Source organism: Hyphomicrobiales bacterium (assembly GCA_039989895.1).
In the GTDB taxonomy this organism is placed as follows: domain Bacteria; phylum Pseudomonadota; class Alphaproteobacteria; order Rhizobiales; family JACESI01; genus JACESI01.
In genome coordinates this window covers 130,253-153,150 of record JBDXGY010000003.1, presented here as the reverse complement: position 1 = coordinate 153,150, position 22,898 = coordinate 130,253, and the positions used below count along the sequence as shown (strand labels likewise).

General features: G+C 46.0%; 25 protein-coding genes. 11 read left to right on the top strand and 14 right to left on the bottom strand.

The window, feature by feature from the left end:
• Window positions 1-2 precede the first annotated feature (2 nt).
• The 5 genes from hisA (at window position 3) to grpE (ending at window position 3,679) form a co-directional block, all read left to right on the top strand.
• Window positions 3-737, top strand: a complete 735-nt coding sequence (gene hisA / locus ABJ081_03065) for a 1-(5-phosphoribosyl)-5-[(5-phosphoribosylamino)methylideneamino]imidazole-4-carboxamide isomerase (GenBank protein MEP6355639.1) — start codon at window positions 3-5, stop codon at window positions 735-737.
• Window positions 734-1,519 (top strand): imidazole glycerol phosphate synthase subunit HisF, encoded by a 786-nt coding sequence (gene hisF / locus ABJ081_03060; GenBank protein MEP6355638.1) that lies wholly within the window; start codon window positions 734-736, stop codon window positions 1,517-1,519. Before hisA ends, hisF begins: the two co-directional genes overlap by 4 nt.
• Window positions 1,520-1,568: 49 nt before the next feature.
• Window positions 1,569-1,895 carry a phosphoribosyl-ATP diphosphatase gene (locus ABJ081_03055; protein ID MEP6355637.1) on the top strand — a complete coding sequence of 109 codons (327 nt, stop codon included), beginning with the start codon at window positions 1,569-1,571 and terminating at the stop codon, window positions 1,893-1,895.
• 15 nt (window positions 1,896-1,910) lie between these two features.
• A complete protein-coding gene (gene coaA / locus ABJ081_03050; protein ID MEP6355636.1) occupies window positions 1,911-2,867 on the top strand; it encodes a type I pantothenate kinase in 957 nt (318 codons plus the stop codon).
• A 98-nt stretch (window positions 2,868-2,965) separates the two neighbouring features.
• Window positions 2,966-3,679 carry a nucleotide exchange factor GrpE gene (gene grpE, locus ABJ081_03045; protein ID MEP6355635.1) on the top strand — a complete coding sequence of 238 codons (714 nt, stop codon included), beginning with the start codon at window positions 2,966-2,968 and terminating at the stop codon, window positions 3,677-3,679.
• Between the two features lie 2 nt (window positions 3,680-3,681).
• Here grpE and cobU read toward each other — a convergent pair whose 3' ends face one another.
• The 4 genes from cobU to mscL all read right to left on the bottom strand — a co-directional run bounded on the left by cobU (window position 3,682) and on the right by mscL (window position 5,804).
• A complete protein-coding gene (gene cobU, locus ABJ081_03040; GenBank protein ID MEP6355634.1) occupies window positions 3,682-4,203 on the bottom strand; it encodes a bifunctional adenosylcobinamide kinase/adenosylcobinamide-phosphate guanylyltransferase in 522 nt (173 codons plus the stop codon).
• Complete coding sequence (locus ABJ081_03035) at window positions 4,203-4,595, bottom strand: DUF1636 domain-containing protein (protein MEP6355633.1); 393 nt, start codon at window positions 4,593-4,595, stop codon at window positions 4,203-4,205. The genes cobU and ABJ081_03035 overlap by 1 nt, the downstream gene beginning before the upstream one ends.
• A gap of 79 nt (window positions 4,596-4,674) precedes the next feature.
• Window positions 4,675-5,181 carry a response regulator gene (locus tag ABJ081_03030; protein ID MEP6355632.1) on the bottom strand — a complete coding sequence of 169 codons (507 nt, stop codon included), beginning with the start codon at window positions 5,179-5,181 and terminating at the stop codon, window positions 4,675-4,677.
• Window positions 5,182-5,399: 218 nt separating this feature from the next.
• On the bottom strand, window positions 5,400-5,804 hold the full coding sequence (gene mscL, locus ABJ081_03025; GenBank protein MEP6355631.1) for a large conductance mechanosensitive channel protein MscL: 405 nt from the start codon (window positions 5,802-5,804) through the stop codon (window positions 5,400-5,402).
• Window positions 5,805-6,085: 281 nt separating this feature from the next.
• Between mscL and ABJ081_03020 the strand changes: the two genes are divergently transcribed.
• Window positions 6,086-9,655: a hybrid sensor histidine kinase/response regulator gene (locus tag ABJ081_03020; protein MEP6355630.1), complete on the top strand. Its 3,570-nt coding sequence runs from the start codon at window positions 6,086-6,088 to the stop codon at window positions 9,653-9,655.
• Between the two features lie 52 nt (window positions 9,656-9,707).
• Here ABJ081_03020 and ABJ081_03015 read toward each other — a convergent pair whose 3' ends face one another.
• The 3 genes from ABJ081_03015 to ABJ081_03005 form a co-directional block, all read right to left on the bottom strand.
• Window positions 9,708-10,361: a response regulator transcription factor gene (locus ABJ081_03015; protein ID MEP6355629.1), complete on the bottom strand. Its 654-nt coding sequence runs from the start codon at window positions 10,359-10,361 to the stop codon at window positions 9,708-9,710.
• A 78-nt stretch (window positions 10,362-10,439) separates the two neighbouring features.
• Window positions 10,440-10,742 (bottom strand): hypothetical protein, encoded by a 303-nt coding sequence (locus tag ABJ081_03010; protein MEP6355628.1) that lies wholly within the window; start codon window positions 10,740-10,742, stop codon window positions 10,440-10,442.
• Complete coding sequence (locus ABJ081_03005; GenBank protein ID MEP6355627.1) at window positions 10,739-11,131, bottom strand: hypothetical protein; 393 nt, start codon at window positions 11,129-11,131, stop codon at window positions 10,739-10,741. Before ABJ081_03005 ends, ABJ081_03010 begins: the two co-directional genes overlap by 4 nt.
• Window positions 11,132-11,211: 80 nt before the next feature.
• On the opposite strand from ABJ081_03005, the gene ABJ081_03000 reads away from it, so the two are divergent.
• Both ABJ081_03000 and ABJ081_02995 read left to right on the top strand, forming a co-directional pair.
• Window positions 11,212-11,553 carry a DUF952 domain-containing protein gene (locus ABJ081_03000; protein ID MEP6355626.1) on the top strand — a complete coding sequence of 114 codons (342 nt, stop codon included), beginning with the start codon at window positions 11,212-11,214 and terminating at the stop codon, window positions 11,551-11,553.
• Window positions 11,554-11,556: 3 nt separating this feature from the next.
• Window positions 11,557-12,642: a quinone-dependent dihydroorotate dehydrogenase gene (locus ABJ081_02995; GenBank protein ID MEP6355625.1), complete on the top strand. Its 1,086-nt coding sequence runs from the start codon at window positions 11,557-11,559 to the stop codon at window positions 12,640-12,642.
• Here the strand turns inward: ABJ081_02995 and ABJ081_02990 are convergent.
• Window positions 12,639-13,979: an MATE family efflux transporter gene (locus ABJ081_02990; protein ID MEP6355624.1), complete on the bottom strand. Its 1,341-nt coding sequence runs from the start codon at window positions 13,977-13,979 to the stop codon at window positions 12,639-12,641. The two genes, ABJ081_02995 and ABJ081_02990, sit on opposite strands and share 4 nt — an antisense overlap.
• A 60-nt stretch (window positions 13,980-14,039) precedes the next feature.
• Between ABJ081_02990 and ABJ081_02985 the strand changes: the two genes are divergently transcribed.
• Window positions 14,040-14,957: a histone deacetylase gene (locus ABJ081_02985; protein MEP6355623.1), complete on the top strand. Its 918-nt coding sequence runs from the start codon at window positions 14,040-14,042 to the stop codon at window positions 14,955-14,957.
• Here the strand turns inward: ABJ081_02985 and ABJ081_02980 are convergent.
• The 6 genes from ABJ081_02980 to ABJ081_02955 form a co-directional block, all read right to left on the bottom strand.
• Window positions 14,932-15,204: a DUF6460 domain-containing protein gene (locus ABJ081_02980; protein ID MEP6355622.1), complete on the bottom strand. Its 273-nt coding sequence runs from the start codon at window positions 15,202-15,204 to the stop codon at window positions 14,932-14,934. The genes ABJ081_02985 and ABJ081_02980 overlap by 26 nt on opposite strands.
• Window positions 15,205-15,288: 84 nt before the next feature.
• Window positions 15,289-16,083, bottom strand: a complete 795-nt coding sequence (locus tag ABJ081_02975; GenBank protein ID MEP6355621.1) for an ion transporter — start codon at window positions 16,081-16,083, stop codon at window positions 15,289-15,291.
• A gap of 100 nt (window positions 16,084-16,183) precedes the next feature.
• Complete coding sequence (locus ABJ081_02970; protein MEP6355620.1) at window positions 16,184-17,074, bottom strand: alpha/beta hydrolase; 891 nt, start codon at window positions 17,072-17,074, stop codon at window positions 16,184-16,186.
• Complete coding sequence (locus ABJ081_02965) at window positions 17,074-17,469, bottom strand: hypothetical protein (GenBank protein ID MEP6355619.1); 396 nt, start codon at window positions 17,467-17,469, stop codon at window positions 17,074-17,076. The genes ABJ081_02970 and ABJ081_02965 overlap by 1 nt, the downstream gene beginning before the upstream one ends.
• Before the next feature lie 66 nt (window positions 17,470-17,535).
• The gene (locus ABJ081_02960; protein MEP6355618.1) at window positions 17,536-18,342 is read right to left on the bottom strand and encodes a ribonuclease T2; all 807 of its coding nucleotides are present in this window, start codon (window positions 18,340-18,342) and stop codon (window positions 17,536-17,538) included.
• A 142-nt stretch (window positions 18,343-18,484) separates the two neighbouring features.
• Window positions 18,485-19,579, bottom strand: coding sequence for a DUF2336 domain-containing protein (locus ABJ081_02955; protein MEP6355617.1), 1,095 nt, complete (start codon window positions 19,577-19,579; stop codon window positions 18,485-18,487).
• 252 nt (window positions 19,580-19,831) lie between these two features.
• Between ABJ081_02955 and glpD the strand changes: the two genes are divergently transcribed.
• Both glpD and ABJ081_02945 read left to right on the top strand, forming a co-directional pair.
• Window positions 19,832-21,343 carry a glycerol-3-phosphate dehydrogenase gene (gene glpD / locus ABJ081_02950; GenBank protein ID MEP6355616.1) on the top strand — a complete coding sequence of 504 codons (1,512 nt, stop codon included), beginning with the start codon at window positions 19,832-19,834 and terminating at the stop codon, window positions 21,341-21,343.
• 13 nt (window positions 21,344-21,356) lie between these two features.
• Entirely contained in the window at window positions 21,357-22,871 is a 1,515-nt protein-coding gene (locus ABJ081_02945; GenBank protein MEP6355615.1) for a class I adenylate-forming enzyme family protein, read from the top strand.
• The last annotated feature ends 27 nt before the right edge of the window (window positions 22,872-22,898 follow it).

Below are 22,898 nucleotides of genomic sequence, written 5' to 3'. Positions count from 1 at the left end.
CGATGATTATATTTCCCGCGATCGACCTAAAAGATGGCCAATGTGTGCGCCTGAAACTGGGTGATATGGATCAGGCAACTGTGTTCAATGATGATCCGGGGGCACAGGCGAGGGCCTTTCAGGATCAAGGTTTCGAATGGTTGCACGTGGTTGATCTCAACGGTGCCTTTGCTGGAAAGCCTGTGAATGGCGATGCGGTGGATTCTATTTTAAAGAGCACGACAAACCCCGTGCAATTGGGCGGCGGTATTCGTGATCTCAAGCAAATCGAGACGTGGCTTGATAAAGGCATCAAACGGGTGATCCTCGGCACGGTCGCCGTGCGCAATCCTGAGTTGGTGAAAGAAGCCTGCCGTTTGTTTCCAGATCAAGTGGCCGTCGGCATTGATGCTAAAGGCGGCTATGTAGCGGTCGAAGGATGGGATGAAACGTCAGAACTCACCACGATTGATTTAGCGAAAAAGTTTGAAGATGTAGGTGTCTCAGCGGTGATTTTTACAGATATTGACCGCGATGGAATTCTAAAGGGACTGAACTTTCCCTCCACGATTGCGCTTGCAGAAGCCGTATCCATTCCCGTGATTGCTTCAGGGGGTTTGGCGTCTATTGATGATGTAAAACGCCTGATGCAGCCTGATTGCGCCAAATTAGAAGGCGCTATTTCAGGGCGTGCGCTTTATGACGGGCGGCTTGATCCGGCAGAAGCTATGGCGCTTGTAAAAGGAAAGGCTGCATGACCCTTAAATCCCGCGTCATCCCTTGTCTTGATGTAAAAGACGGCCGCGTTGTCAAAGGTGTCAATTTCGTTGATCTGATTGATGCGGGTGATCCCGTTGAAGCGGCAAAGGCTTATGACGCTGCAGGAGCGGATGAGCTGACCTTTCTTGATATCACCGCCTCATCGGATAATCGTGAGACGATTTTTGATGTGGTGCGTGAGACAGCAGAACATTGTTTCATGCCGCTCACTGTGGGCGGCGGTGTACGCAAAGTGGATGATATCCGCAAACTACTGCTCGCAGGCGCTGATAAAGTGTCTATCAATACCGCAGCAGTGAAAAATCGAGATTTTGTGAATGAAGCAGCTCATAAGTTTGGCAACCAGTGTATCGTGGTTGCGATTGACGCTAAGCGCGTGAGTGGTGAGGGCGAGGTTGATCGTTGGGAAATATTCACCCATGGCGGACGCGAAACTACCGGCATTGATGCGGTTGAATTTGCCAAAGACATGGCGGCGCGTGGGGCAGGGGAAATATTGCTCACCTCCATGGATCGCGATGGAACGAAGTCGGGTTTTGACAATACACTCACCCGGGCAGTCTCAGCAGCCATCCCCATTCCGGTGGTGGCATCAGGCGGTGTTGGCACGCTTGATGATTTTGTTGATGGTGTGAGAGAAGGGGGCGCTAGTGCTGTTTTGGCCGCATCGGTTTTTCATTTTGGCACCTTTTCTATTGGCGAGGTGAAGCGCCATATGGCCAGCGCGGGACTAGACATGCGACTTGACGAGCTTCCATAAAGTGTTCTTAACAAGCAGTACTGAAATTCGAATAGAAACATCATAACTCATGACACAATTTACCCTTGAACAGTTGAATGAAATTATTGAAAGCCGGGCGGCCAGCATTGATGGTTCATCTTATACGGCGAGCCTGATTTCTAAGGGTGTGAATAAATGTGCGGAAAAACTGGGTGAAGAGGCGACCGAGGCAGTTATTGCTGCGGTAAGTGGAAATGGCCCAGAACTCACCAAAGAAGCTGCAGATGTGCTCTATCATTTGCTTGTGCTGTTAAAGGTTTCCGATATATCGCTTAATGATGTTATGAAGGAGCTTGAAAATCGAACAGCGCGTACGGGCTTAGAAGAAAAAGCCTCTCGCAAAACGGGTGATTAAAAAGTTGGATTGTCTTTGGACTTAGCTGTTGATGATAATATAACGCCGCACCGTGTTTTCACCAAGGAGACATGGTCCAAACTGCACGCCGATCAACCATTGCCGCTCTCTCTTCATGACCTTAGAAGATTGCGATCGTTAAATGATCCGATCTCATTGGAAGAGGTTGAGCAAATTTACATGCCAATCTCACGGCTTTTGTCTTTTCACGTGGAAGCAGCAAAAACGCTTTATGAGCGGCGCATGAAGTTCCTCAATTTGCAAGTCGCTGAAAAAACACCCTTTGTCATTGGCATTGCTGGATCGGTTGCTGTAGGCAAATCAACAACAGCGCGCATACTTCAGGCACTTTTGTCTAGGTGGCCGAGCTCACCCAAAGTAGATTTGATCACCACTGATGGTTTTCTTCTAAGCAATCGGGTGCTGGAAGCTGAGAAATTAATGCACCGCAAAGGATTTCCGGAAAGCTATGATTTGCCGCTTTTATTGCGCTTTTTATCAGATATAAAAACTGGCAAACCTAGCGTCGAGGCGCCCGTTTATTCCCATTTCACCTATGACGTTATTCCGAATGAAACAATCGCTGTTGAAAAGCCAGACATTCTCATCCTTGAAGGCCTCAATGTACTTCAAACCCGTGCATTGCCAAAGGATGGCGCAGCGGTCCCTTTTGTTTCGGACTATTTTGATTTTTCCATCTATATAGACGCAGATGAAGAGATGATCTCCCAGTGGTATTTAGAGCGTTTTATGAAATTGCGTGACACATACTTTCAAAATGAAACGTCGTATTTTCATCATGTTTCTAAAATGGATAAAGATGAGGCAGAAACGATGGGTTTGCGTCTTTGGAACACAATAAATCGAGTGAATCTACGCGAGAATATTAGGCCAACGCGACCACGCGCCAACCTCATTCTTCACAAAGGGATGAACCATCTTGTTGATACAGTTAGCTTGAGACGGCTTTAGTTGGCTCTAAAGCAGAAGAAAGATCAAAAGAAGCTTGATTTTTGCAAAGAAAACACAAATATCCGCAACAACACTAATTTTGATCATATGGGGTATCCATGTCTGTAGAGATAACATCACAATCTGACGAGCGAGACAGTCACACAGGAAGTGATCCCGATGAGCTGTTTGATGATCCAGCAGCGGAACTCGATGATGATCATGAAGATGATTATGAAGATGAGGCAAATGAGCGTGAAAAACCACCTCGCGACCCCGCAGAAGTATTACTGGCGTTAAATGAAGAAAACACAGAGCTCAAGAACAAGGTAATGTCTGTTCTTGCTGATATGGAAAATCTGCGTCGCCGCACAGAGCGCGAAGTAAAAGATGCGCGCCAATATGCTGTGGCAAATTTTGCTAGAGATATCTTGAGTGTCAGTGACAATCTTGTGCGCGCTATACAGGCTATTCCCGAGGACGCGCGTGCTGATGCTGATGATGTATTGAAAACCCTTCTTGAGGGTGTTGAGATGACGGATCGGGACCTGCAAAATCAATTAAGCAAAAACGGTGTTCTGAAGCTTGAGCCTGAAGGTGAAAAGTTTGATCCAAATTTCCATCAAGCTATGTTTGAAGTGCCTAATACTGAAATTGTTAATGGGACAGTGGTTCAGGTGATGCAGGCTGGCTATAAAATTGGCGAACGTATGTTGCGCCCTGCGATGGTTGGTGTGTCTAAGGGCGGACCAAAAATTGCTATTGTTCCAGATGAACCTGATATGGGTGAAGCAGCACCAGAACCAGGTGCGACAGTCGATAAATCAGTTTAAATTTAGCCCTTTAATACGAGCGGCAGTCCGGCGGTTATGAGAATAACTTTTTGGGCGGCCTGTGCTATGTGTTGATTGGCAAGTCCTTGAATATCTCGAAACTGTCGGGCAAGTTTATTGTCCGGCACGATGCCAAGACCCACTTCATTCGAGACCATGACAATTTCACCTTTTGCGCCCTTTAAAAGGGAGCATAGTTGCTCTATCGCTTCATCTGTGTTGGCCTCTTTGAGAAGAAGATTGGAGAGCCATAACGTGAGACAGTCGACTAATATAAATTTATCATTGGCCATCTCTGCTGCAAGCACTTGCGTTAGATTTTCTGGTTCTTCAATGGTGCGCCAGTTACTGCCGCGCTGTATTTTATGTTGTTTCACTTTGGTGCGCATTTCATCATCATAAATTTGCGCGGTTGCCAAATATAGTCGCTCTCTATTTGGATGCTCGGCAAGCCATCGATCTGCCTCTTGTTCTGCAAAGCGGCTCTTGCCTGATCGCGCACCACCTAAAACCAACGTTACCATCACTCGGTGTCCGTCGAAGAGGGTGAATTTTGGGCAGGCAAACGCGCGATAAAATGACCACGCATTTCATCTGGCCATTCGCGAAACGGCACTTGGCCGGTTTTGTTTTCGCCATGTTTGTCAAACCACTGAACGATAGCTTCTGCCGCCTCACGCTTGGGCTCAAAGCGGCCTGCAAGATAAGAAAACCGCTTGCTATCTGACATCAATACATTGCAATGATCAGAACAGGCCCATAGGCAATCTTGTTTTTGGATGACTAAATCCTCACGCTCTCCCAACACATCTTCCAGATGTTTGGTGAGAATTTCTCCACCGGCAAGCCCTTCATCATTAAGTTTAGCCTCTTGTGAAAACTTGCAAGTTTGGCAAACAATAATGGTGCGGGTCATGATGGTTCCTTTCCTGATGAAATAGCGTGATACGCCAAACAGCATCAGGATCAAACCAATAATTGTAAAGTTAATAGACTTATTGTGCTTTTGCCTGCTCTTTAGCACGCAGCGCTGCAGAGGCAGTGGAACGGTTTGAAATAACATCGCGCGGTTCTGGCCCAAAATAGCCGCCTTCGTTGATAAAAGGGCGAGGCTGTAAAATAACTGAGCGGATACGCTGGGAAATGGCTTTAGCAGATAAGGGCTTGCTTAACACTTCATGCACCCCTAGCTGTCGAGCCTCCATGATGCGTTTGCGTTCGGCATAGGCTGTTACCATGATCACCGGGACATAGGCCATAGGGTGCTCGGGCTGGCGGATCATGCGCATGACATCGGAGCCATCAAGTACTGGCATCACCCAGTCAAGCAACACAATATCGGGCATCACGCGCTCAATCAGCTCAAGGGCGGCGGCCCCATCTTCAGCTTCATGTATTTTTCGACAACCAAAACCTTGCAGCATGTTTCGAATGATGGTGCGCATATAGGCTCCATCCTCAGCAACGACAAAAGAAAGTTCAGAAAAATCGACATCAGTCACGGTGTTGCGCCTTTACTCATTACATTGGCATTTACACGAGAGTGGCTCCATTAAATGGGAGCTGGCTCTAGGTGATAGTTTATCACCTCAGCCCTAACGAGCCGTTAAGCATGAGCGAATCATATCAATCAAGAATGAGCGTGAATCTATTTTCAAACAGCAGGCAAATAAAAAGCCCCGACAAAGTCGAGGCTTTTCTTTTCAATCGTATGATTGACTTATTTTTTCAGAAGATCACGGATCTCTGTAAGAAGAACTTCCTGTGCAGGCGGAGCTGCTGGTGCTTCTTCTTCTTTCTTCTTGGCTGAATTAACACCCTTGATGACCAAGAATAGAGCAAAGGCAACAATGATGAATTTAATGATCGCATTGATGAAGAGGCCAATGTTCATCGTAGCAACACCGGCTTCTTTTGCCTGATCTATAGTTGCAAATGTACCTTCGCCAAGCACAATAAAGAGATTTGAGAAGTCGAGACCGCCCAATAGCAAGCCAATTACTGGCATGAACACATCATCAACAAGCGATGATATCACAACTCCAAATGCGGCGCCGATGATTATACCGACAGCCATGTCTACCATATTGCCTTTCATGGCAAACTCTTTGAATTCTTTAAGCATTTAATTACTCCCCTATGTCCGACACCATGTTAGGTTCGGTGTTTTTTAATTTGTAAGCACTTCATGTCTACGACAAATACTCAGCTATATAGTGCTACGAGAGATTTTATATCAAAGTTATTTACTTAAAGGAAGATAAACTTTTGCGAGTATCCACTTAAAGTTGCAACTCGTTGCATATCAATTGATAGCCAGTATTAAAATCTATGTTATTCTTATAGAAGGCAGCTATTTGTATCTTACAAAAAATTGCCGGAATAATGATGGAGTTTGTATAGAGTATGGGCGAAATTTTTTCCGCTCTCGGGACAACAATTTGGAATAGCGGGCTTGGTATTGTTGCCATTGCGCTCGTTTATATGGGCTTTTTGTTTGTGGTTGCTACCTATGGCGACCGGCAAGCTGGTTCAGCGCGCTGGATTGCATGGCGGCCAACCGTTTATGCACTTTCAATTGCTGTATACTGCACATCTTGGACATTCTTTGGTTCTGTGGGCGTTGCGGCCCGTTCAGGGTTTGATTTTTTAGCAATCTATATATGCCCTGTTCTTTTGGTCACCATCGGCTATCCCCTGTTGAAGCGGATCATTCGACTTGCCAAAGAAGAGCGTATTACTTCTGTCGCTGACTTTTTGGCGGCCCGTTATGGTAAGCGTCAAACGGTAGCTGTGGTAGCAACGCTGATTGCTGTTATCGGAACCGTTCCTTATATAGCCTTGCAGCTTAAGGCGCTTTCAACATCAGTCACGATTATGGTGGGTGATAATACGTTTCAAAGCGGCAGCAGTTTTCCATTTTTCAGCGACTTACCTTTTTTGATCGCTATCTCAATGGCAGCTTTTGCCATTTTGTTTGGCGCGCGCCACACAGATGCGACAGAGCACCAAAATGGTTTGATGCTGGCCATTGCGGCAGAGTCCGTTATTAAGCTGGTCGCTTTTTTGGTTGTCGGCATCTATGTGACATGGGTGATGTTTGACGGCCCGGTTGATCTTTATACAAAAGGTGAAGCGGCAGGGCTTTTATCAAAATCGCTGTTTCAGGAAAACGGCGATGAGCTTTGGATAAGCTTTGCTATTTTGAGTTTCTTTGCATTTTTTCTATTGCCGCGTCAGTTTCATGTCATGGTGGTGGAAAGCAATGGTGGCAATGAGACGCGCCGTGCAATTTGGCTTTTTCCGCTTTATCTCATTTTGATTAATTTGTTTGTAGCGCCTATCGCTCTTGCCGGACTTTTGTCTTTTGATAGTGGGGTGAGTGAGGATTCTTTTGTTCTCGCTTTGCCTATTTTAGCGGGTGCTGATTTTATATCGTTGATTGCTTTTTTAGGTGGCTTATCAGCGGCTACCGCGATGGTGATTGTGGCAACTGTAGCTCTTGCAATCATGGTTTCAAATGACATCGTAGTGCCGATGTTGGTGCGCCGTTCATCAAAGCGCATTGAGCCTTATACCGACATGTATGGGCTTATATTAAACATCAGGCGTTGCGCCATTTTAGTCATTATTCTGCTGGCTTATGTTTATTATCGTATTGCAGGCGACACGGCGGCACTTGTCTCTATCGGCATTTTATCTTTCGCTGCTGCGGCCCAGCTTGCACCCGCCTTTTTCGGTGGGTTGTTCTGGAAGCGGGCAACCTCCCATGGGGCGGTTGCGGCCATGGCTGTTGGTTTCATCATGTGGTTCTACACATTGATCATACCAACTTTTGTTGATTCAGGCCTGCTTCCTATATCGCTTTTAAGTGAGGGACCTTTTGGTATTGCAGCTCTTAAACCACAGGCGCTTTTAGGCACAGAGTTTTCCTCACTGATGCATGGCACCCTGTGGTCACTAGGAACTAATGCCATCTTGTTCGTGGTTGTGTCTTTAATGACCGAGCAGTCACCGGTGGAACGACTGCAGGCTGATACATTCACAGCGCGCAACTTTACTCCATCTCATGTTTATCGCCGCTGGCATTCACCCGTTAAAGTATCTGTTTTACGCTCAACTGTCGGCAATTATCTTGGCAAGGAGCGTGCTCTACGTTCTTTCGACCGTTATGAGCGTGAGAATGGTTTGAAATTTGAGCAAGAAGGAGTGGCCGATGTTCCTCTTTTGCGCTTTGCTGAACAGCTGCTGGCCTCTGCGATTGGGGCAGCGTCGGCCCGACTTGTGATGACACTGCTTATCCGTCGTCAAGATGCCGCCACAGAAGATACTATTTTGCTTCTTGATGAGGCCACAGCCGCCATCCAATATAATCGGGAATTGCTTCAAGTTGCGATTGATGAAGTGGAGCAGGGGATCGGGGTTTTTGATAGCGATCTTAGATTGACATGCTGGAATCGCAATTTTCGCACGCTACTCGATTTACCAGTAGAACTAGGTGAAGTTGGAATATCTCTTGGCAAAATATTGAGATATATGGCTGAGCGCGGTGAGTTTGGGCTTGGTTCTATTGAATCGGCAATTGCTAACCGCATATCCTCTTACAGTGATAGCTCTGATTTAATCGTTGAACGGTTAGCAATAAGCCGCCGGGCAATGGAAGTACGTACCCGACCCATGCCGGAGGGCGGCTTTGTTTTATCCCTTCATGATATTACAAACCGAATTTTAACGGAGGAAGCACTAACCCGCTCCAATGAAACACTTGAAGCGCGTGTGCGCACGAGAACGGAAGAACTGACATATTTAAACCAGCAGCTTACACAGGCGAAGGCTGAAGCAGATGACGCTAACCTTGGCAAAACGCGTTTTCTCGCGGCCGCTGGGCACGATATTTTGCAGCCTTTGAATGCGGCACGTCTTTATGCAACTACCTTATCAGATAAGGCACATAGCGAAGAAGATCCAGCGACCATACAGTATATTCAAAAAATCAGCATGTCGCTTGAAAGCGTGGAGGATATTCTAGGCGCGGTTCTTGATATTGGTAGGCTTGATGCAGGGGCATTAAAAGCCTGTGTTAGTACTTTTGCGCTGCAAGATGTATTTGACCAGCTGAGTATAGAATTTATGCCTCAAGCGAAAGAAAATGGGTTGGAATTAAAAATCATTCCAACAACGCATTTTGTGATGTCGGATGAGCGTCTTTTACGACGTCTTTTGCAAAACTTATTATCGAATGCGATAAAATATACGAAGTCGGGCAAAGTATTATTTGGAGTGCGCCAAGGGCCTAACGGCCTTCGAGTTGAAGTTCTTGATACTGGACAGGGCATTCCTGAAGCCCGAAAAACTGAGATTTTCCGTGAATTTCATCGCTTAGAAGAAGGCGCGCGTGTTGCATCTGGATTGGGGCTTGGTCTTTCAATTGTGGAGCGTATTTCGCGCGTGTTGCATCATCCAATTCATGTCGAATCTATTCTTGGGAGGGGTTCACGGTTTACCGTTGTAGTTAAGCGCAGTGAGAGACCTAATGTATTATCGCGTCCTGTAAAAGAGGAGACATCATTAGTTTCTACAAATGGTGGATTAACCGGTTTATTGGTTTTATGTGTCGATAATGAACCAGAAATACTGAAAGGGATGGAGGCTATGTTAACTGGTTGGGGCTGCCATGTCTTAACAGCGGCCACCTTGGAGGAGGTGATTGACTTGATAGATAAACAAGGGCGCACTCCCGATGGTATAATTGCTGATTATCATCTTGATAGCGGTACGGGCATTGATGTAATTGAAGAATGCCGAAAACTGTGTAATGCAGATTTACATAGTATAATAGCCACGGCAGATAGATCGCGCTCAGTGCAGACTTTCGCCGAGGAGCGCAACATTCATATTTTGAGAAAACCGCTAAAACCAGCAGCATTGCGTGCACTTCTATCTCAATGGCGCGCCAGACAGGTTGCTGCAGAATAATGCGCATCGCCCATAAGTGGTTCACCGGTTATGGGGTGAAATCTAGGTTGATTTATCGTTCGTCTATATTCGCAATGCGAGAAGCAACAATCACCGCTTGTGTTCTGCTGTTTACGTCGAGCTTTTGTAATATAGCGGAAACATGGGCTTTGACAGTGGCCTCGGAAACAGAGAGTTCATAGGCGATTTGCTTATTCAAAAGCCCTTCTTTCAGCATCATTAAAACGCGCATTTGCTGGGGTGTAAGCGTCGCAAGACGAGAGGCAATTTCGAGTAATTCATCATCTCGCTCAGTGCCATCGAGGACGGCTTTATCGGGAACCCACAGGCCACCATCAAGCACCACTTGAATCGCAGCCTTCATTTCATCAGTACAACTTGATTTTGGAATGAAGCCAGAGGCGCCAAGTGAAATAGAACGACGAATTGTATCGGTGTTATCATTAGCTGAAACGATAACAATGGGTATTGTGGGATATTGTCCACGTAGAAAAATTAAACCAGAAAAGCCCTGAACGCCGGGCATATTCAAATCAAGCAAAACGAGATCCGTATCGGATGATTCTTCTAACGCTGCAATGGTAGAAGTTAAATCACTCGCGGTTACGACTGTTGCGCCGGGAAAACCGTTTGACACGGTACCCTCAAGCGCATCGCGAAATAACGGATGGTCGTCTGCTACTATGATAACAGGTGAATTACTCAAGTCGTCTGCCCCCCAATGGCTCCTCATAGGCACTTTAATTGTATTATAACATAAATCTATCAATCAATCCTGAGAGCTTTATGAGAATTTTCTCATAATTTTCTCAAACCGTATAACAAACCAAAGTGCCGACCAGATATTACCTAGAAAGAACAATGGCACAATCCACATAAAGGCTATGCTACTCTCGCGCTCGATAATGGCTATAAAGATCGCAATCAGAATAAAGCCCAGATATAGATCCAGTAAAGTAACCCAACCCCATAAGTCCTGCGTTATCCTTAAAAAGCTTTCGTTTATTGGGGCCTCAAGGGCTGCAAGTACGACCATAATAGTAAGCACCAAGCCAAGCATGGCAATTAGAATTTGGGCGATTTTCATGCGTTGGTCGCTTTATAGGCCGCTTTGATTTCATCGACCATATCGAACAGACGTTTTGTAACGTTAGCAAAAAAAGTAGAACTATTTGCCTGAAAGTCTGCTGAGAAGAATTTATTAAAATAATATGCCAACGTTTTTACTTGGGGTTTAGAGGTATCAAGTTGTTCTTGTTGAGCTGATGGTTGCTCTCTTGAGGCTGGATCGCAGACAAGTTCATCGCCAAATTTTGTGCAAACAGAAAGAGCACTGGTTTCTTTGTTAAGCAAAATATAGCCATTATCAATTTCGCTTAATGTAAAGTGTGTTTGAGCCGCGGCCATCTGAGCTGAAATGAGCAGAGCGGCAAATAGGGCGGACGTAAAGAGTGATTTTGAATGTGCTATAAACATGATGAAATCAATATAGCGCAATCATGACGCATTGACAAAATTATTACAGTGCGACAAATCACTGTAAATGAGAGAGTGCGATGACGTTAATTTATAAGATTTGCCCAAAATCGTTATGGAGCGATGCAAAAGCCAAGGGTGTTTTTGAAGGCGCGCCTGTCGATATTGCGGATGGCTATATTCATTTTTCCAGCGCTGAGCAATTGAGAGAAACCGCTAATAAGCATTTTGCTGGGCTAGAAGATTTGCTGCTTATCGCGGTTGATAGTTCAAAACTGGGGCCAGCGCTTAAATGGGAGCCTTCGCGTGGCGGTGCTTTATTTCCTCATTTGTATGATGCGTTGGATCTCGCAAATGCCTCCTGGATTAAGCCATTATCGCTTGGTAGTGATGGTGCCCATGAATTTCCACCTTTGGATTAAGTTATGAGTTTTATTGAAAATCTTGCCCGCATTGGTCTGTTAAAATTAGATGCAGAAAAAGCCCATATGGCGGGTATCAAAGCCCTTAAGCGCGGGGCTATTAAGCCGTCAAAGCGGGTTGATAGCCCGTCATTACGTGTTGAGGTGGCCGGGCTTAAGTTTCCCAACCCCTTAGGCATTGCGGCGGGTTTTGATAAAAACGCTGAGGTGCCCGACGCGCTTTTAAAGCGGGGTATGGGGTTTGCAGAGATAGGCACAGTTACCCCGCGTGCCCAAGAAGGAAACCCGAAACCGCGAGTTTTTCGACTGCCAAAAGAAAAAGCAGTTATTAATCGGCTTGGCTTCAATAATGAGGGCCATGATGCAGCTCACCGCCGTCTTGTCATGCGAAGCATGAAGGGTGGCATTGTTGGTGTTAATATTGGCGCGAATAAAGATTCATCAGATTTTATTGCGGACTACGTTGCGGGCATAAAATGTTTTGCGGATGTGGCCACTTATTTTACAGCCAATATTTCATCTCCGAATACGCCTGGTTTGCGTGATCTACAAGGAGTGGATGCATTGCGTGTGTTGTTGGCGGCTGTGCGTGATACGCGTGATGAGGCCGCGATTGAAACAGGTTATAAACCGCCTATCTTCCTTAAAATTGCACCAGATATTTCGACTATTGAGATTGAAAGTATCGCTGGTGAGGTTCTCGATAGTGGTATTGAAGGAATGATTATTTCCAATACGACCGTGTTGCGAGATAAAGTCAAAGATCACCCTCTTGCGGGTGAAGCGGGGGGTCTATCAGGTGCGCCGCTTTTCGATGCGTCAACATTAGTGCTAGCCAGAATGAGAAAACTGGTGGGTCCGAATTTTCCTCTCATTGGTGTTGGCGGTATCACCGATGGCGCCACGGCTCTTGCTAAAATGCGAGCTGGCGCCAATTTATTACAAGTGTATACCGGCTTGATCTATGGCGGCTTTACGTTGATTGACGAGGTGAAGGTCGTGTTGGAGACGGCAGTTCGCAAAGAAAAGGTGAAAGATGTTTCAGGTCTTGTTGGCCTTGATGTTGATCAGCTTTTATCAGCGCGCTAGCTGGTTGATCCTGGCGCAAAAAGATTCTTCTCTCGTTTTTTCAATAAAATATAAAGCGTCAAAGCCCTTAGGCCAAGGAAGATAGAAAGCGCAAGCCACAGCCCGTGATTTCCTATCAAAGGAAAAAAGACATAGTAACACGCGATCATGAGAATAAGCGATGTGAGCATAGAATTGCGCATGTCTTTCGACCATGTGGCGCCAATAAAAATACCGTCCATTTGAAAAGCAGCAACGCCGATCACGGGTGTTAAGGCGGCCCATAACATGAATCCGCGAGCGGTTATACGTATCTCATCGTTAGGGGTCATAAATTCGACCATCCATGTGCCAAAAATAAGAAAGATAATACTTAAAGCTAAGGCTTGCGCAAAGTTCCAAACACTGGTCACACGGATTGCGCGTTGGAAAGTATCTCGACTGCGCGCACCGATCGCTCGACCTATAAATTGCTCTACGGCAACGGCAAAACCGTCGAGAAAATAACCAGCGATCATAAAGAAATGCAATAATATTTCATTGGCAGCTAGGATCGCGTCTGATTGCTGAGCGGATTGGCGTGTGAAAAAAGCAAAGGCAGCAAAAAGGCAGAATGAGCGCATCATGATATCGGAGTTAAGCAGCATCATTCTTTTTAGTTTCGCGGCATTAAATGTGATTGCCACAAGGTGGGGGCGCTGGGCAAGAACAGGCTTTATGACAAAGAAAAGAGTAAGGGCTACAGTTCCAATCTCAGCAATCACAGTGCCCAATGCCGCACCTTTAATGCCCATGTCGAGCATAAGCACTAGATAGTAGCTCAAGATAATATTGGTGATATTTAAAAAGCTTTGCAGCAGAAAGCTTAATATTGGGCGCCCTGTGCCAAGTGCCCAAGCAAAAAATACGAAATTTAAAAGTGTGAAGGGCGCAGCAAGAATGCGAATGAGAAAATAATCACTAGCAGCAGAACTAACTGCATCACTTGGCTGCATTACCCAAAGACCAAAGGATAAAAGCGGTTGGGCAATCAAAATGGTGCAAACGCCAGCAATTACGGCAATCAGGCAAGAGCGTAGTAAAACGCCGACAACATCGACGCTATCGCCGCGACCAACTGCCTGCGCGATGAGGGCAGATGTTGCAAAGCGCAGAAAATTAAGGGTGGTTAAAAGGAGGCCGACAAAGACCGCCGCCACGGCCACACCGCCAATAAGCGATGCGCTGCCAAGCTGGCCTACAATAGCCGTATCGGCAATGCCAACCAGCGGGGTCGTCAAATAGCCAAGCGCCATAGGGATGGCGATGGCCAAAACCGCTTTATTGGTAACTTGCAGGGTGCCTGTATCGCTTTGCATCGATAATCTTTAAGCTGAAATCACATCTTTCGCCTATTGTTTTTTGAGAAAAAGTCGCCTGTGCTGCCAATCATCCATCATCCAGCCTATAATGCCGACATTCCATCGCAACATCGTTTCCCTATGGGAAAATTTGCGGCATTGATGATATATTTGCGTGATATTGGTCTGGCCGTTGATGAAAACACCTTTGAACCGGTGCCGGCGCCTTCGTCTTGGTTGGCGCTCGCTCATGATCAAACCTATGTGGATCAAGTTTTAAACGGGACAGTGCCACAGTGCATTGCGCGCGATATTGGTTTTCCAATGAATCCATCAGTAGCCATGCGTGCCCGTTGCGCCACAGGTGGCACGGTGTTGACAGCGCGTTTGGCGCTGGAACATGGAATAGCTTTGAACACAGCAGGCGGATCGCATCACGCAAGGCGCGCTCATGGGGCCGGCTTTTGTGTGTTCAATGATGTGGCCGTTGCCATCAAGGTGCTGCAGGCTGAGGGGCTTGTAAATCGTGTGTTGGTGGTTGACCTCGATGTTCATCAAGGGGATGGGACGGCCGAGATATTTTCAGGCGATGACAGTGTTTTTACCTTCTCGGTGCATGCAGAGAAAAATTATCCCGATAACAAGCAAAGCTCGAATCTGGATATAGGCTTGCGCGATGGTATGGGCGACAATGAATATCTTGGCGTTGTGCGTGATGCTTTGCCAAAATTGTTAGAGCGCGGCCAGCCTGACATTGTCTTTTATAATGCGGGCGTTGATCCACATGAAGAAGATAGACTTGGCCGTTTGTCACTAACAGATGAAGGATTGCGCGCACGCGATGAATTTGTCATCAATATAGTGCGTCAATATGATATTCCACTCGCTTGTGTCATTGGCGGTGGTTATATGCGTGATATTCCGCGTCTTGCTAAACGCCATTCAGTAATTCATCAAACCGCGATGGATTTTATACATCTTTGCCGAAAACTTTGAGAAGGCGCAAGATCAGCCAGATCGGGACAACAACCGCCGCTCCTAGTGCCAGATAGCGCAGTGCCCATTCGATTGATTCAAACCCAAGCTCATAAATCCGCGTAATTAAATTGCGAATACCGGTGATGATATCAAGCGGGTCAATATTAAGCGCGCTCAAAATAATGCCCACGACAAAGGACATAAGCAAAAGTTTGATGAAAACTTCAAACGGTGAACCACCAAGAAAACGGGTAAGGTTGGACATTGTGTATTATTCTCCGATCGAAAGGGCTAACTTTAAATAAGAGCTTTCGCAAATTTTGGCAAATGCTTATGGAAAGTGCGCTGCCTAACTTGATTTTAGGCCATTTTTCAAATCGGATATTTCTGCGCGCAAAGCCTTCACTTCTGACAAGACTTCTGCGGTTTCATCATGAATGGCTTGCCGGTCGGCGTCGGCGTCGGATTCGTGTTCTTCCTGCATAGCGGAAACAATAACCCCGATAAAAAGATTGAGCACGGTAAAGGTCGTACACAAGATGAAGGGCACAAAAAAGGCCCATGCCCATGGATGTACTTCCATGATCGGGCGCACGATACCCATCGACCAGCTTTCTAGTGTCATGATTTGGAACAGTGAATAGGCTGAGGCACCTAACGAGCCAAACCAATCGGGGAAAGTATCTCTGAAAAGCTTGGTCGCCATTACTGAGAAGACATAGAAAACAAGCCCCATGAGCAGGAATATGGAACCCATGCCAGGCAGAGCCTCAATAAAGGCACCAACAACACGCTTGAGTGCGGGAACAATCGAAACCAACCGCAATACGCGCAAGATTCGAAGTGCGCGCATAACAGACAGGGCGCCGGTGGATGGTAACAGTGCTATCGACACAATGATGAAATCGAAAATGTTCCATGGATCCAGAAAAAAGCGATGGCGGTAGACGATCAGCTTAGCGAGAAGCTCAGCAACAAAGACATAAAGCACCGTCTGATCGATGAAATGGAGCACCCCACCAAATTTTTCCATAGCTGTTTGGCTCGTCTCAATACCAAGCGTGATGGCATTGATGATAATCAAAATGGTAATCACCATTTCAAAGCGGCGGCTTTGTAATATTTTTTTGAGAAATAGTGTCATTACTTCGGCTTCAAGTCTGATGTGTTAGAAAGAGATTTTGTCTCTATGTCGGAAAGCTGCGACGATACGTCAAGCACCTTATTTCAAATAGATCATGCTTCTAGCTTTTAAAATAGGCCAATAAAGCTGCTATGGTCTCTTCTGGTTTTTCTTCTGGGACAAAATGACCGCACTCAAATCCCTCGCCGGAAACAGAAGCATCGCAAACCGCCTCCCATGTGGCGAGCAAATCATAGGATTTGGCCGCAAAGCCCAAAGCACCCCAAAGGCTTAATGTTGGACACTGGATCTTTCGTCCAGCAGTGATGTCTGCACGGGCATGGTCAAGGTCGATGCTTGCGGCGGCGCGATAATCTTCACAGCTTGCATGAATGGTATCTGGGTTGTTGAAAGCGGCAATATATGACGTCATAGCTTCATCGGCAAATGCACTCTCATTTCGCGTCCATGCATTCATTTTGCTGTGTAAATACCACTCAGGGTCGGCCCCAATCAGTTTTTCTGGCAACGGTTCAGGCTGAATGAGAAAAAACCAATGGTAATAAGCCGTGGCAAAAGCCTGATCAGTGCCCTCATACATAGCAAGGGTTGGGGCAATATCTAGAACAACGAGTTTTTCAACCGCGTGGGGGTGATCAACCGCAAGCTGATGTGCCACGCGTCCACCACGGTCATGCCCCGCCAATAAAAACTGCTCATGACCAAGGGCTTTCATGAGCGCCAGCTGGTCAGCGGCCATGGCGCGTTTGGAATAGGGGCTGTGTTTTGCGTCACTTTCAGGCTTGGATGAGGCGCCATATCCACGCAGATCAGGAACAATAACGCGGTATCCAGCCTCAACAAGCTGTGGCGCGACTTTGTTCCAACACATATGGTTTTGTGGGTAACCATGGAGCAGGAGAATAGGATTGCCGCTGCCTGCCACCTTGGCAAAAATAGTAACGCCGCCGCCAACATCCACTTCATGACTTTCAAAGCTTGAAAGTTCCATCAAATATCATCCACAGCTTCTTCATTGACCACCACCGTGATCAACCAGTCGCTATGCTGTCTCACCAGCGTATAGTCGCAATGATAGGCGTGAATCACGTCGCCTATCTCGTCTTGCTGCCGCCATGAAACGGTGGCAAATGCGGCGGCTTTGGTGACATGGGTCGGGCCGATTTCTGCCTCAGAATAGATAACGCCCGCTTTGTCAAAAACTTCGAGCAATGTTTCGATATTATCTTGAAGCTCATCGGCGTCTTCAAACACATAACCACGTCCCAGCTGCCAGATGGTCACTGGATAGGCGAATAGATCAGCCATCGCTTCAGCATCCAGATCATTCATGGCATCGGCATAATCTTGAAAAACAGTGGCAATATCGTTGCTATCGTCGGTCATTGATAACCTTTTGAGTTGTCGTTTCGATTGAGACTATCCTTCTCTATCTTGATAGCCAACAATAATTTATTGGTAGCCTACCGCATCAATGATGCCGCCTTTGCATCCGCGTTTTTTGTGGCGGGCTTGTTTTAACAAAACAGGAAGATTAGCGCTGGCAATATCGCCTTTCAGTCCGATACGGAGTTCTTGTATAAGCGTTCGGCCTTCATCGCGCACACAATGAACCAACACCCGCGCTCCCGCACCTTTGCCAAAAGAAGCGTCAAAAGCTGCACGAATATCATGGGCTGAAATACGCTTACCGATGTTCGACTTAAATAAGTCGCGCACTGATGTTTCATTGATAGCAGTGGCAAGACGCAGGCTATCTGCATAGTAGCGTTCTGGTGTATCGGAATAACAGGTGCCGTGCTTCTTCCATTCGTGCTTGTGCAAGCCTGAAGCCGTGCCTGGCATGATTTTTTGCATGCCTTTCCAAAGTTGATCTGAAACATTGCGGTAAGGTATTTGACTGCAATATTGTCCTTCTGGCCATAAACCATGCAATGCGAAATTAGTTACATCATAGCGTCCGACTTTTTGCGACTTGCATTCACGTTTATGGGGCGAGGTTTCACAAAATGCGGTAGTCCACGATAAGGCGAGCACGACCTCTTGAGTGGTGCCAGTTTTATCGCTGTCCTTGGCATTAGCCACACTTGTTGAGCTGACGGATGGTTCATAGCGATAGCTACTTTCCCCTTTTAGATCAGCAATTAATGTTTCAAAATTTGGTAAATAAGGACGAAGGCCAGGAAAAATTTCAGCCAGCCCCATTGCGCCTGCAAATAAAAAAAGCCCGATGAGTAAAGATGTTAGGCGGTTTTTCATTGTGGCAAATTTCCAGAGTGATGAAGTATTATAAATACTGGCATAATAACATATGTGTTCTGGTGAAGTTTACCTATTTTTAGAATTGAAAACACCAAGCGACTTCATGTGTAGGCTAATCGTCATATAGCACAATGGCTCTTTAATTCGTTTTGTGCTTTGATACATAGCGTTTTGCATCAAGGATGGATTTTGCGAGTTTCACATCTAGCTTGTTATACATGCGTTTCACTACTTCAATGTCCCATGAGAGTTCAGTTTCTTTTTCTCTCAAATCCATGAACATACTGACAAATTCCCAATCTAAATCGACAGCACGCAACAAGGCAATAAAGCTTAAATGTTGCTTATCAAGCATTATTTTTCCCACCAATTCTAATGATAGCCCAGTCATGACTTCAAGGACAACAATCGTGCCATCTATATCGTCATTCTTGATCATCCATTTGAGCTCTCGTAACGACATACGGCTACTAAGTTTTATAGACGAGGCACGTTGTTTAGCGGAGTGGAAATTTCGTGTCTTCATAAAAGTTTTGGCATCTAGAACTGCGCTGGAGCTATCAACGACAGTATCAACGTCAAGATTACGAGCGATCAGTTTTTTTCTAAGTTTGGCTTTTACTTTGTCTGAAGCCAAGCTCACCAGCTGTGTGATGACGGAGTATGGAAGCCCCGGTCGAGCTGCTAATTTTTCTGCCAGCTCCTCGATTAGAGCTGACTTCTCAACCAGCTTATCTACACCTTCCTTTGAAAATTGAGCACTTTCGTTTTCAATAACATTAGCAAGGACAATCTTGGAGCCGCGTACGATCAAGGGTGAGGTGATGTTGGAGGGCAGATCTTCTCGTCTGGATAAATATTGGAGATGGGGGTCGTTGCGTGTTTTAGCTACCTCAAGTAATATGCTTTCTGGAACAGAGGGGTGAAATTCCAATACAGGCCCAGCAATTGGTGCCTCCTTATCGAGCGCAAATTTCTTTAATAGTTTTGGAGGCGCTTGTGTCGTTTGTGATATATTTTGCGATAAAATTTCAAGGGCTGCATTTTCAAGTCCAACCATCAGTGGCTCAAGCACCTTGTCGAAGAAGTCAAGTTGCTCTGGCGAATAAACTTTGTCCTCTTTTGTGAACAGGCCGATGAGTTGGTAGATTTTATCAAGATTGATGTTGGAGGAAGCAACAGCACTATGTATTTCGCTTTTAGCGCCTGACTCTAAGTCATCTTTATCTTTCATCGGTGCCCCATCTTACCGTCGTGAATCAGAAATATAATTATGGACGGTGCTTAATGTATCATTATAAAAACGTATCCGTTAATCGTTAAGGTTTTCTATTGGCCAATAAAATTCTTAAAATTTCAATTCACAAATAGTTTTAATGGCACTTCGTACCATATAAGGCGGCGTTTGGTTTTGACATTTAATTCGTTTTCATATTGTCTCGTTGTGATTAATGCTCTGATGGCATGATGAATTTTAGGAGTATCCTTGAACTGCGATTTTGATATTTTTGTCATTGGCGGCGGCATAAACGGCTGTGGTATTGCGCGTGACGCGGTGGGGCGCGGTTTTTCTGTTTGCCTCGTTGAAATGGATGATCTGGCTAGCGGAACATCTTCTTGGTCTTCCAAGTTGATCCATGGCGGCTTGCGTTATCTTGAACACTACGAATTTGGTTTGGTGCGCAAAGCATTGAGTGAGCGTGAAGTGCTCTTGAAATCTGCCCCACATATTATTTGGCCGATGCGTTTTGTATTACCTCATCATAAAGGACTGCGTCCCGCATGGATTTTGCGTCTTGGCCTTTTCCTTTATGACCACATAGGCAAAAGGGTCTTGCTGCCAGGCACAAGCACAGTGAATTTAAAGACCTCTAATGTAGGGGCACCTCTCAAGCCGATTTTTTCTAAAGGGTTTGAATACTCCGATTGCTGGGTTAATGACGCGCGACTTGTGGTTCTCAATGCCAAAGATGCATCCGAGCGCGGCGCTGTCATTGAAACCCGCACACAGTGCATCAAAGCAGAGCGCGTTGAGGATCATTGGTCTATTGAGACCAAAAATTTAAACACGGGTAAGGTCACCACCCGCACCGCCCGTTTGATTGTGAATGCATCAGGCCCATGGGTTGATGAAGTGCTTGGAGACGCATTTGGCGTGAGCAACGCCAAGAATGTCCGACTGGTACAAGGCAGCCATATTGTGGTGCCGAAGCTCCATGATCATGACCGTGCTTACATTTTCCAAAATGCAGATAATCGCATCATCTTTGCGCTGCCCTATGAGCAAGACTACACTTTGATTGGGACAACGGATCATGATTATGAAGGCAACCCAAGGGATGCGGCGATCAACCCCAGCGAAGTGACCTATCTATGCGATGCAGCAAGTGAATATTTTAAGAAACCGATTGTGGCCGATGACATTGTATGGACCTATGCTGGCGTGCGCTCTTTATACGATGATGGTGCCACCGAGGCCCAAGAGGCCACGAGAAATTATGTGCTGCGGGTTGACGGTGAGGATAACCGGGCAAAAGCGATTAATATTTTTGGCGGGAAAATTACGACATATCGCAAGCTTGCCGAATCGATGCTTGAAAAGATCGAGGCTGTGTTGGGTAAGCGCAAAGAAAAATGGACAGCGCAATCAGTGCTGACAGGGGGGGACTTCGAAGTTGATGACTTCGATAGTCTCGTCAAGAAACTGCAAACAGACTTTTCTTTTATAACCGATGATTTAGCATGGCGATTGGTGCGTTCTTATGGAACGCGCGCATGGCAACTGATGGGGGATGCGAAGAGTGTTTCTGATATGGGGCAACAGTTTGGCGGGTCGCTGACGGGCCGTGAAGTTGATTATCTAATGGAGCAGGAATGGGCTCAAAGCGCTGAGGACGTTGTTTGGCGCCGCACAAAAATCGGTATACGATTAAAGAAAGAAGAAATTGAAACATTGAATAACTGGATGCTGGAACGCTTGAAACAGCTTTCATCTTAAAGATGCATTTATAATGGGGCATCAGCTATTTTCAGAGCGTTTCTTCAAAACGGCAACGAACCCAGTTTATGCTGAACGAATTGCGATAAGGGCGGCGGGGCAATCTTTAACCTATGGCGCGCTTTTGTCACATGTGGTGGCGCGTTGCGATGAATTTCAGACACAGGGCATAGGCGATCATGGTCCAGTAGGCCGAGTAGCCCGAATAGCCTTGCTGCAAACTCGATCTTTGTCTTTGTGTATCGATATTGTTTCATGCATTTGTACGGGAATTTCGGTCACGATCCTTAGTCGAGGAGATGCAACACAGCAATCAATTGATAAGCTGAAGACAATTAGCGCAACACGACTGATCGCAGATGATGACCACAGGCAAGCGGCTGAAGAGATTTCAAAAGTGTTATCTATTCCTCTGGAGATAAGATCTTCGCAACTGCCAATATTGGAAAAAGCCTCATTATCCAAAGTGGTAAAGTTGCCTAAAATCCCAAGCCCAGAGCGTGAGGCATTGGTTATCTTTACGTCAGGATCAACGGGAATGCCCAAGGGCGTTGCCATTAGTCAGGCGAATGTTGCCTCAAATATTTATGGTGTCTCAAGCGAAACAGGGATCATCGGTGAAGACCATTTTCTTCAAGTGATGCCTTTGAGCCATACCAATGGTTTGCAGAATCAATTAATCATGCCGTTGGCGGTGGGTGCGAGCGTTACCCTATGCTCGCATTTTGATGCGCGAAAATTTATCGATCAAATGGTTGAATATCAGCCTACGGTCTTTACCGCTGTACCGACGATGCTGCAACGAATGCTTCCTTTGGAAATTCCAGCGAGAGCGCTTGCCAAGCTTCGAATGATCAGGTCAGGCGCCGCCCAGCTGGCGCCAGAAGTTCAAACCCAGATTGAAAAACATTTTGGTACCAAAGTGGTCGTTTCCTATGGGCAGACCGAAGCAACATGCACCAATACGGCTAATTCATTGAGCGGGCGTAAAATTGGCTCGGTTGGGCGTGCACTTGCGGGGCAAGAAGTGGCGATTATAGGGTTAGATGATGCGGCGCTTTTAAAAGCTGGAGAAGTTGGCGAAGTGTGCATCCGGGGTGCTAATATTGCCATGGGCTTTATCGGTGAGCCTCCCTTTGATCATAGGGAATGGTATCATACTGGAGACTGCGGTTATCTTGACGATGAAGGATATCTTTTTTTGACGGGACGGCTGAAGGATATCATTATTCGTGGCGGCGCGAATTTGTCGCCACGGCAAATAGAAGATGTTCTGCTGCAACATAAAACCATTAATGCCGCTTACGTCTGCGGTGTACCAGATTCTGATTTGGGTGAAGTGCCAGTTGGTTTTGTGGAGGCCGGCGGTGATGCAATTGTCAATTTGGCAGATATAAATCAACATATAGTGGAGTGTTTAGGCCGAAGTCATCAATTGAGCAAAATTTTCAAACTGGAGCAATTGCCAACAAATGAGGTTGGAAAAATTGACTCAAAAGCATTGCGACGATTTACTGAGAAGACTTAGGGTTCTGCGTCCCATATTGTTGACAGA

Bases quoted from the DNA above. Each gene is read 5' to 3' on its own strand.
- hisA (MEP6355639.1), top strand. From the start codon at position 3: ATGATTATATTTCCCGCGATCGACCTAAAAGATGGCCAATGTGTGCGC.
- hisF (MEP6355638.1), top strand. From the start codon at position 734: ATGACCCTTAAATCCCGCGTCATCCCTTGTCTTGATGTAAAAGACGGC.
- ABJ081_03055 (MEP6355637.1), top strand. From the start codon at position 1,569: ATGACACAATTTACCCTTGAACAGTTGAATGAAATTATTGAAAGCCGG.
- grpE (MEP6355635.1), top strand. From the start codon at position 2,966: ATGTCTGTAGAGATAACATCACAATCTGACGAGCGAGACAGTCACACA.
- cobU (MEP6355634.1), bottom strand. From the start codon at position 4,203: ATGGTAACGTTGGTTTTAGGTGGTGCGCGATCAGGCAAGAGCCGCTTT.
- ABJ081_03035 (MEP6355633.1), bottom strand. From the start codon at position 4,595: ATGACCCGCACCATTATTGTTTGCCAAACTTGCAAGTTTTCACAAGAG.
- mscL (MEP6355631.1), bottom strand. From the start codon at position 5,804: ATGCTTAAAGAATTCAAAGAGTTTGCCATGAAAGGCAATATGGTAGAC.
- ABJ081_03020 (MEP6355630.1), top strand. From the start codon at position 6,086: ATGGGCGAAATTTTTTCCGCTCTCGGGACAACAATTTGGAATAGCGGG.
- ABJ081_03010 (MEP6355628.1), bottom strand. From the start codon at position 10,742: ATGAAAATCGCCCAAATTCTAATTGCCATGCTTGGCTTGGTGCTTACT.
- ABJ081_03005 (MEP6355627.1), bottom strand. From the start codon at position 11,131: ATGTTTATAGCACATTCAAAATCACTCTTTACGTCCGCCCTATTTGCC.
- ABJ081_03000 (MEP6355626.1), top strand. From the start codon at position 11,212: ATGACGTTAATTTATAAGATTTGCCCAAAATCGTTATGGAGCGATGCA.
- ABJ081_02995 (MEP6355625.1), top strand. From the start codon at position 11,557: ATGAGTTTTATTGAAAATCTTGCCCGCATTGGTCTGTTAAAATTAGAT.
- ABJ081_02990 (MEP6355624.1), bottom strand. From the start codon at position 13,979: ATGCAAAGCGATACAGGCACCCTGCAAGTTACCAATAAAGCGGTTTTG.
- ABJ081_02980 (MEP6355622.1), bottom strand. From the start codon at position 15,204: ATGTCCAACCTTACCCGTTTTCTTGGTGGTTCACCGTTTGAAGTTTTC.
- ABJ081_02975 (MEP6355621.1), bottom strand. From the start codon at position 16,083: ATGACACTATTTCTCAAAAAAATATTACAAAGCCGCCGCTTTGAAATG.
- ABJ081_02970 (MEP6355620.1), bottom strand. From the start codon at position 17,074: ATGGAACTTTCAAGCTTTGAAAGTCATGAAGTGGATGTTGGCGGCGGC.
- ABJ081_02965 (MEP6355619.1), bottom strand. From the start codon at position 17,469: ATGACCGACGATAGCAACGATATTGCCACTGTTTTTCAAGATTATGCC.
- ABJ081_02960 (MEP6355618.1), bottom strand. From the start codon at position 18,342: ATGAAAAACCGCCTAACATCTTTACTCATCGGGCTTTTTTTATTTGCA.
- ABJ081_02955 (MEP6355617.1), bottom strand. From the start codon at position 19,579: ATGAAAGATAAAGATGACTTAGAGTCAGGCGCTAAAAGCGAAATACAT.
- ABJ081_02945 (MEP6355615.1), top strand. From the start codon at position 21,357: ATGGGGCATCAGCTATTTTCAGAGCGTTTCTTCAAAACGGCAACGAAC.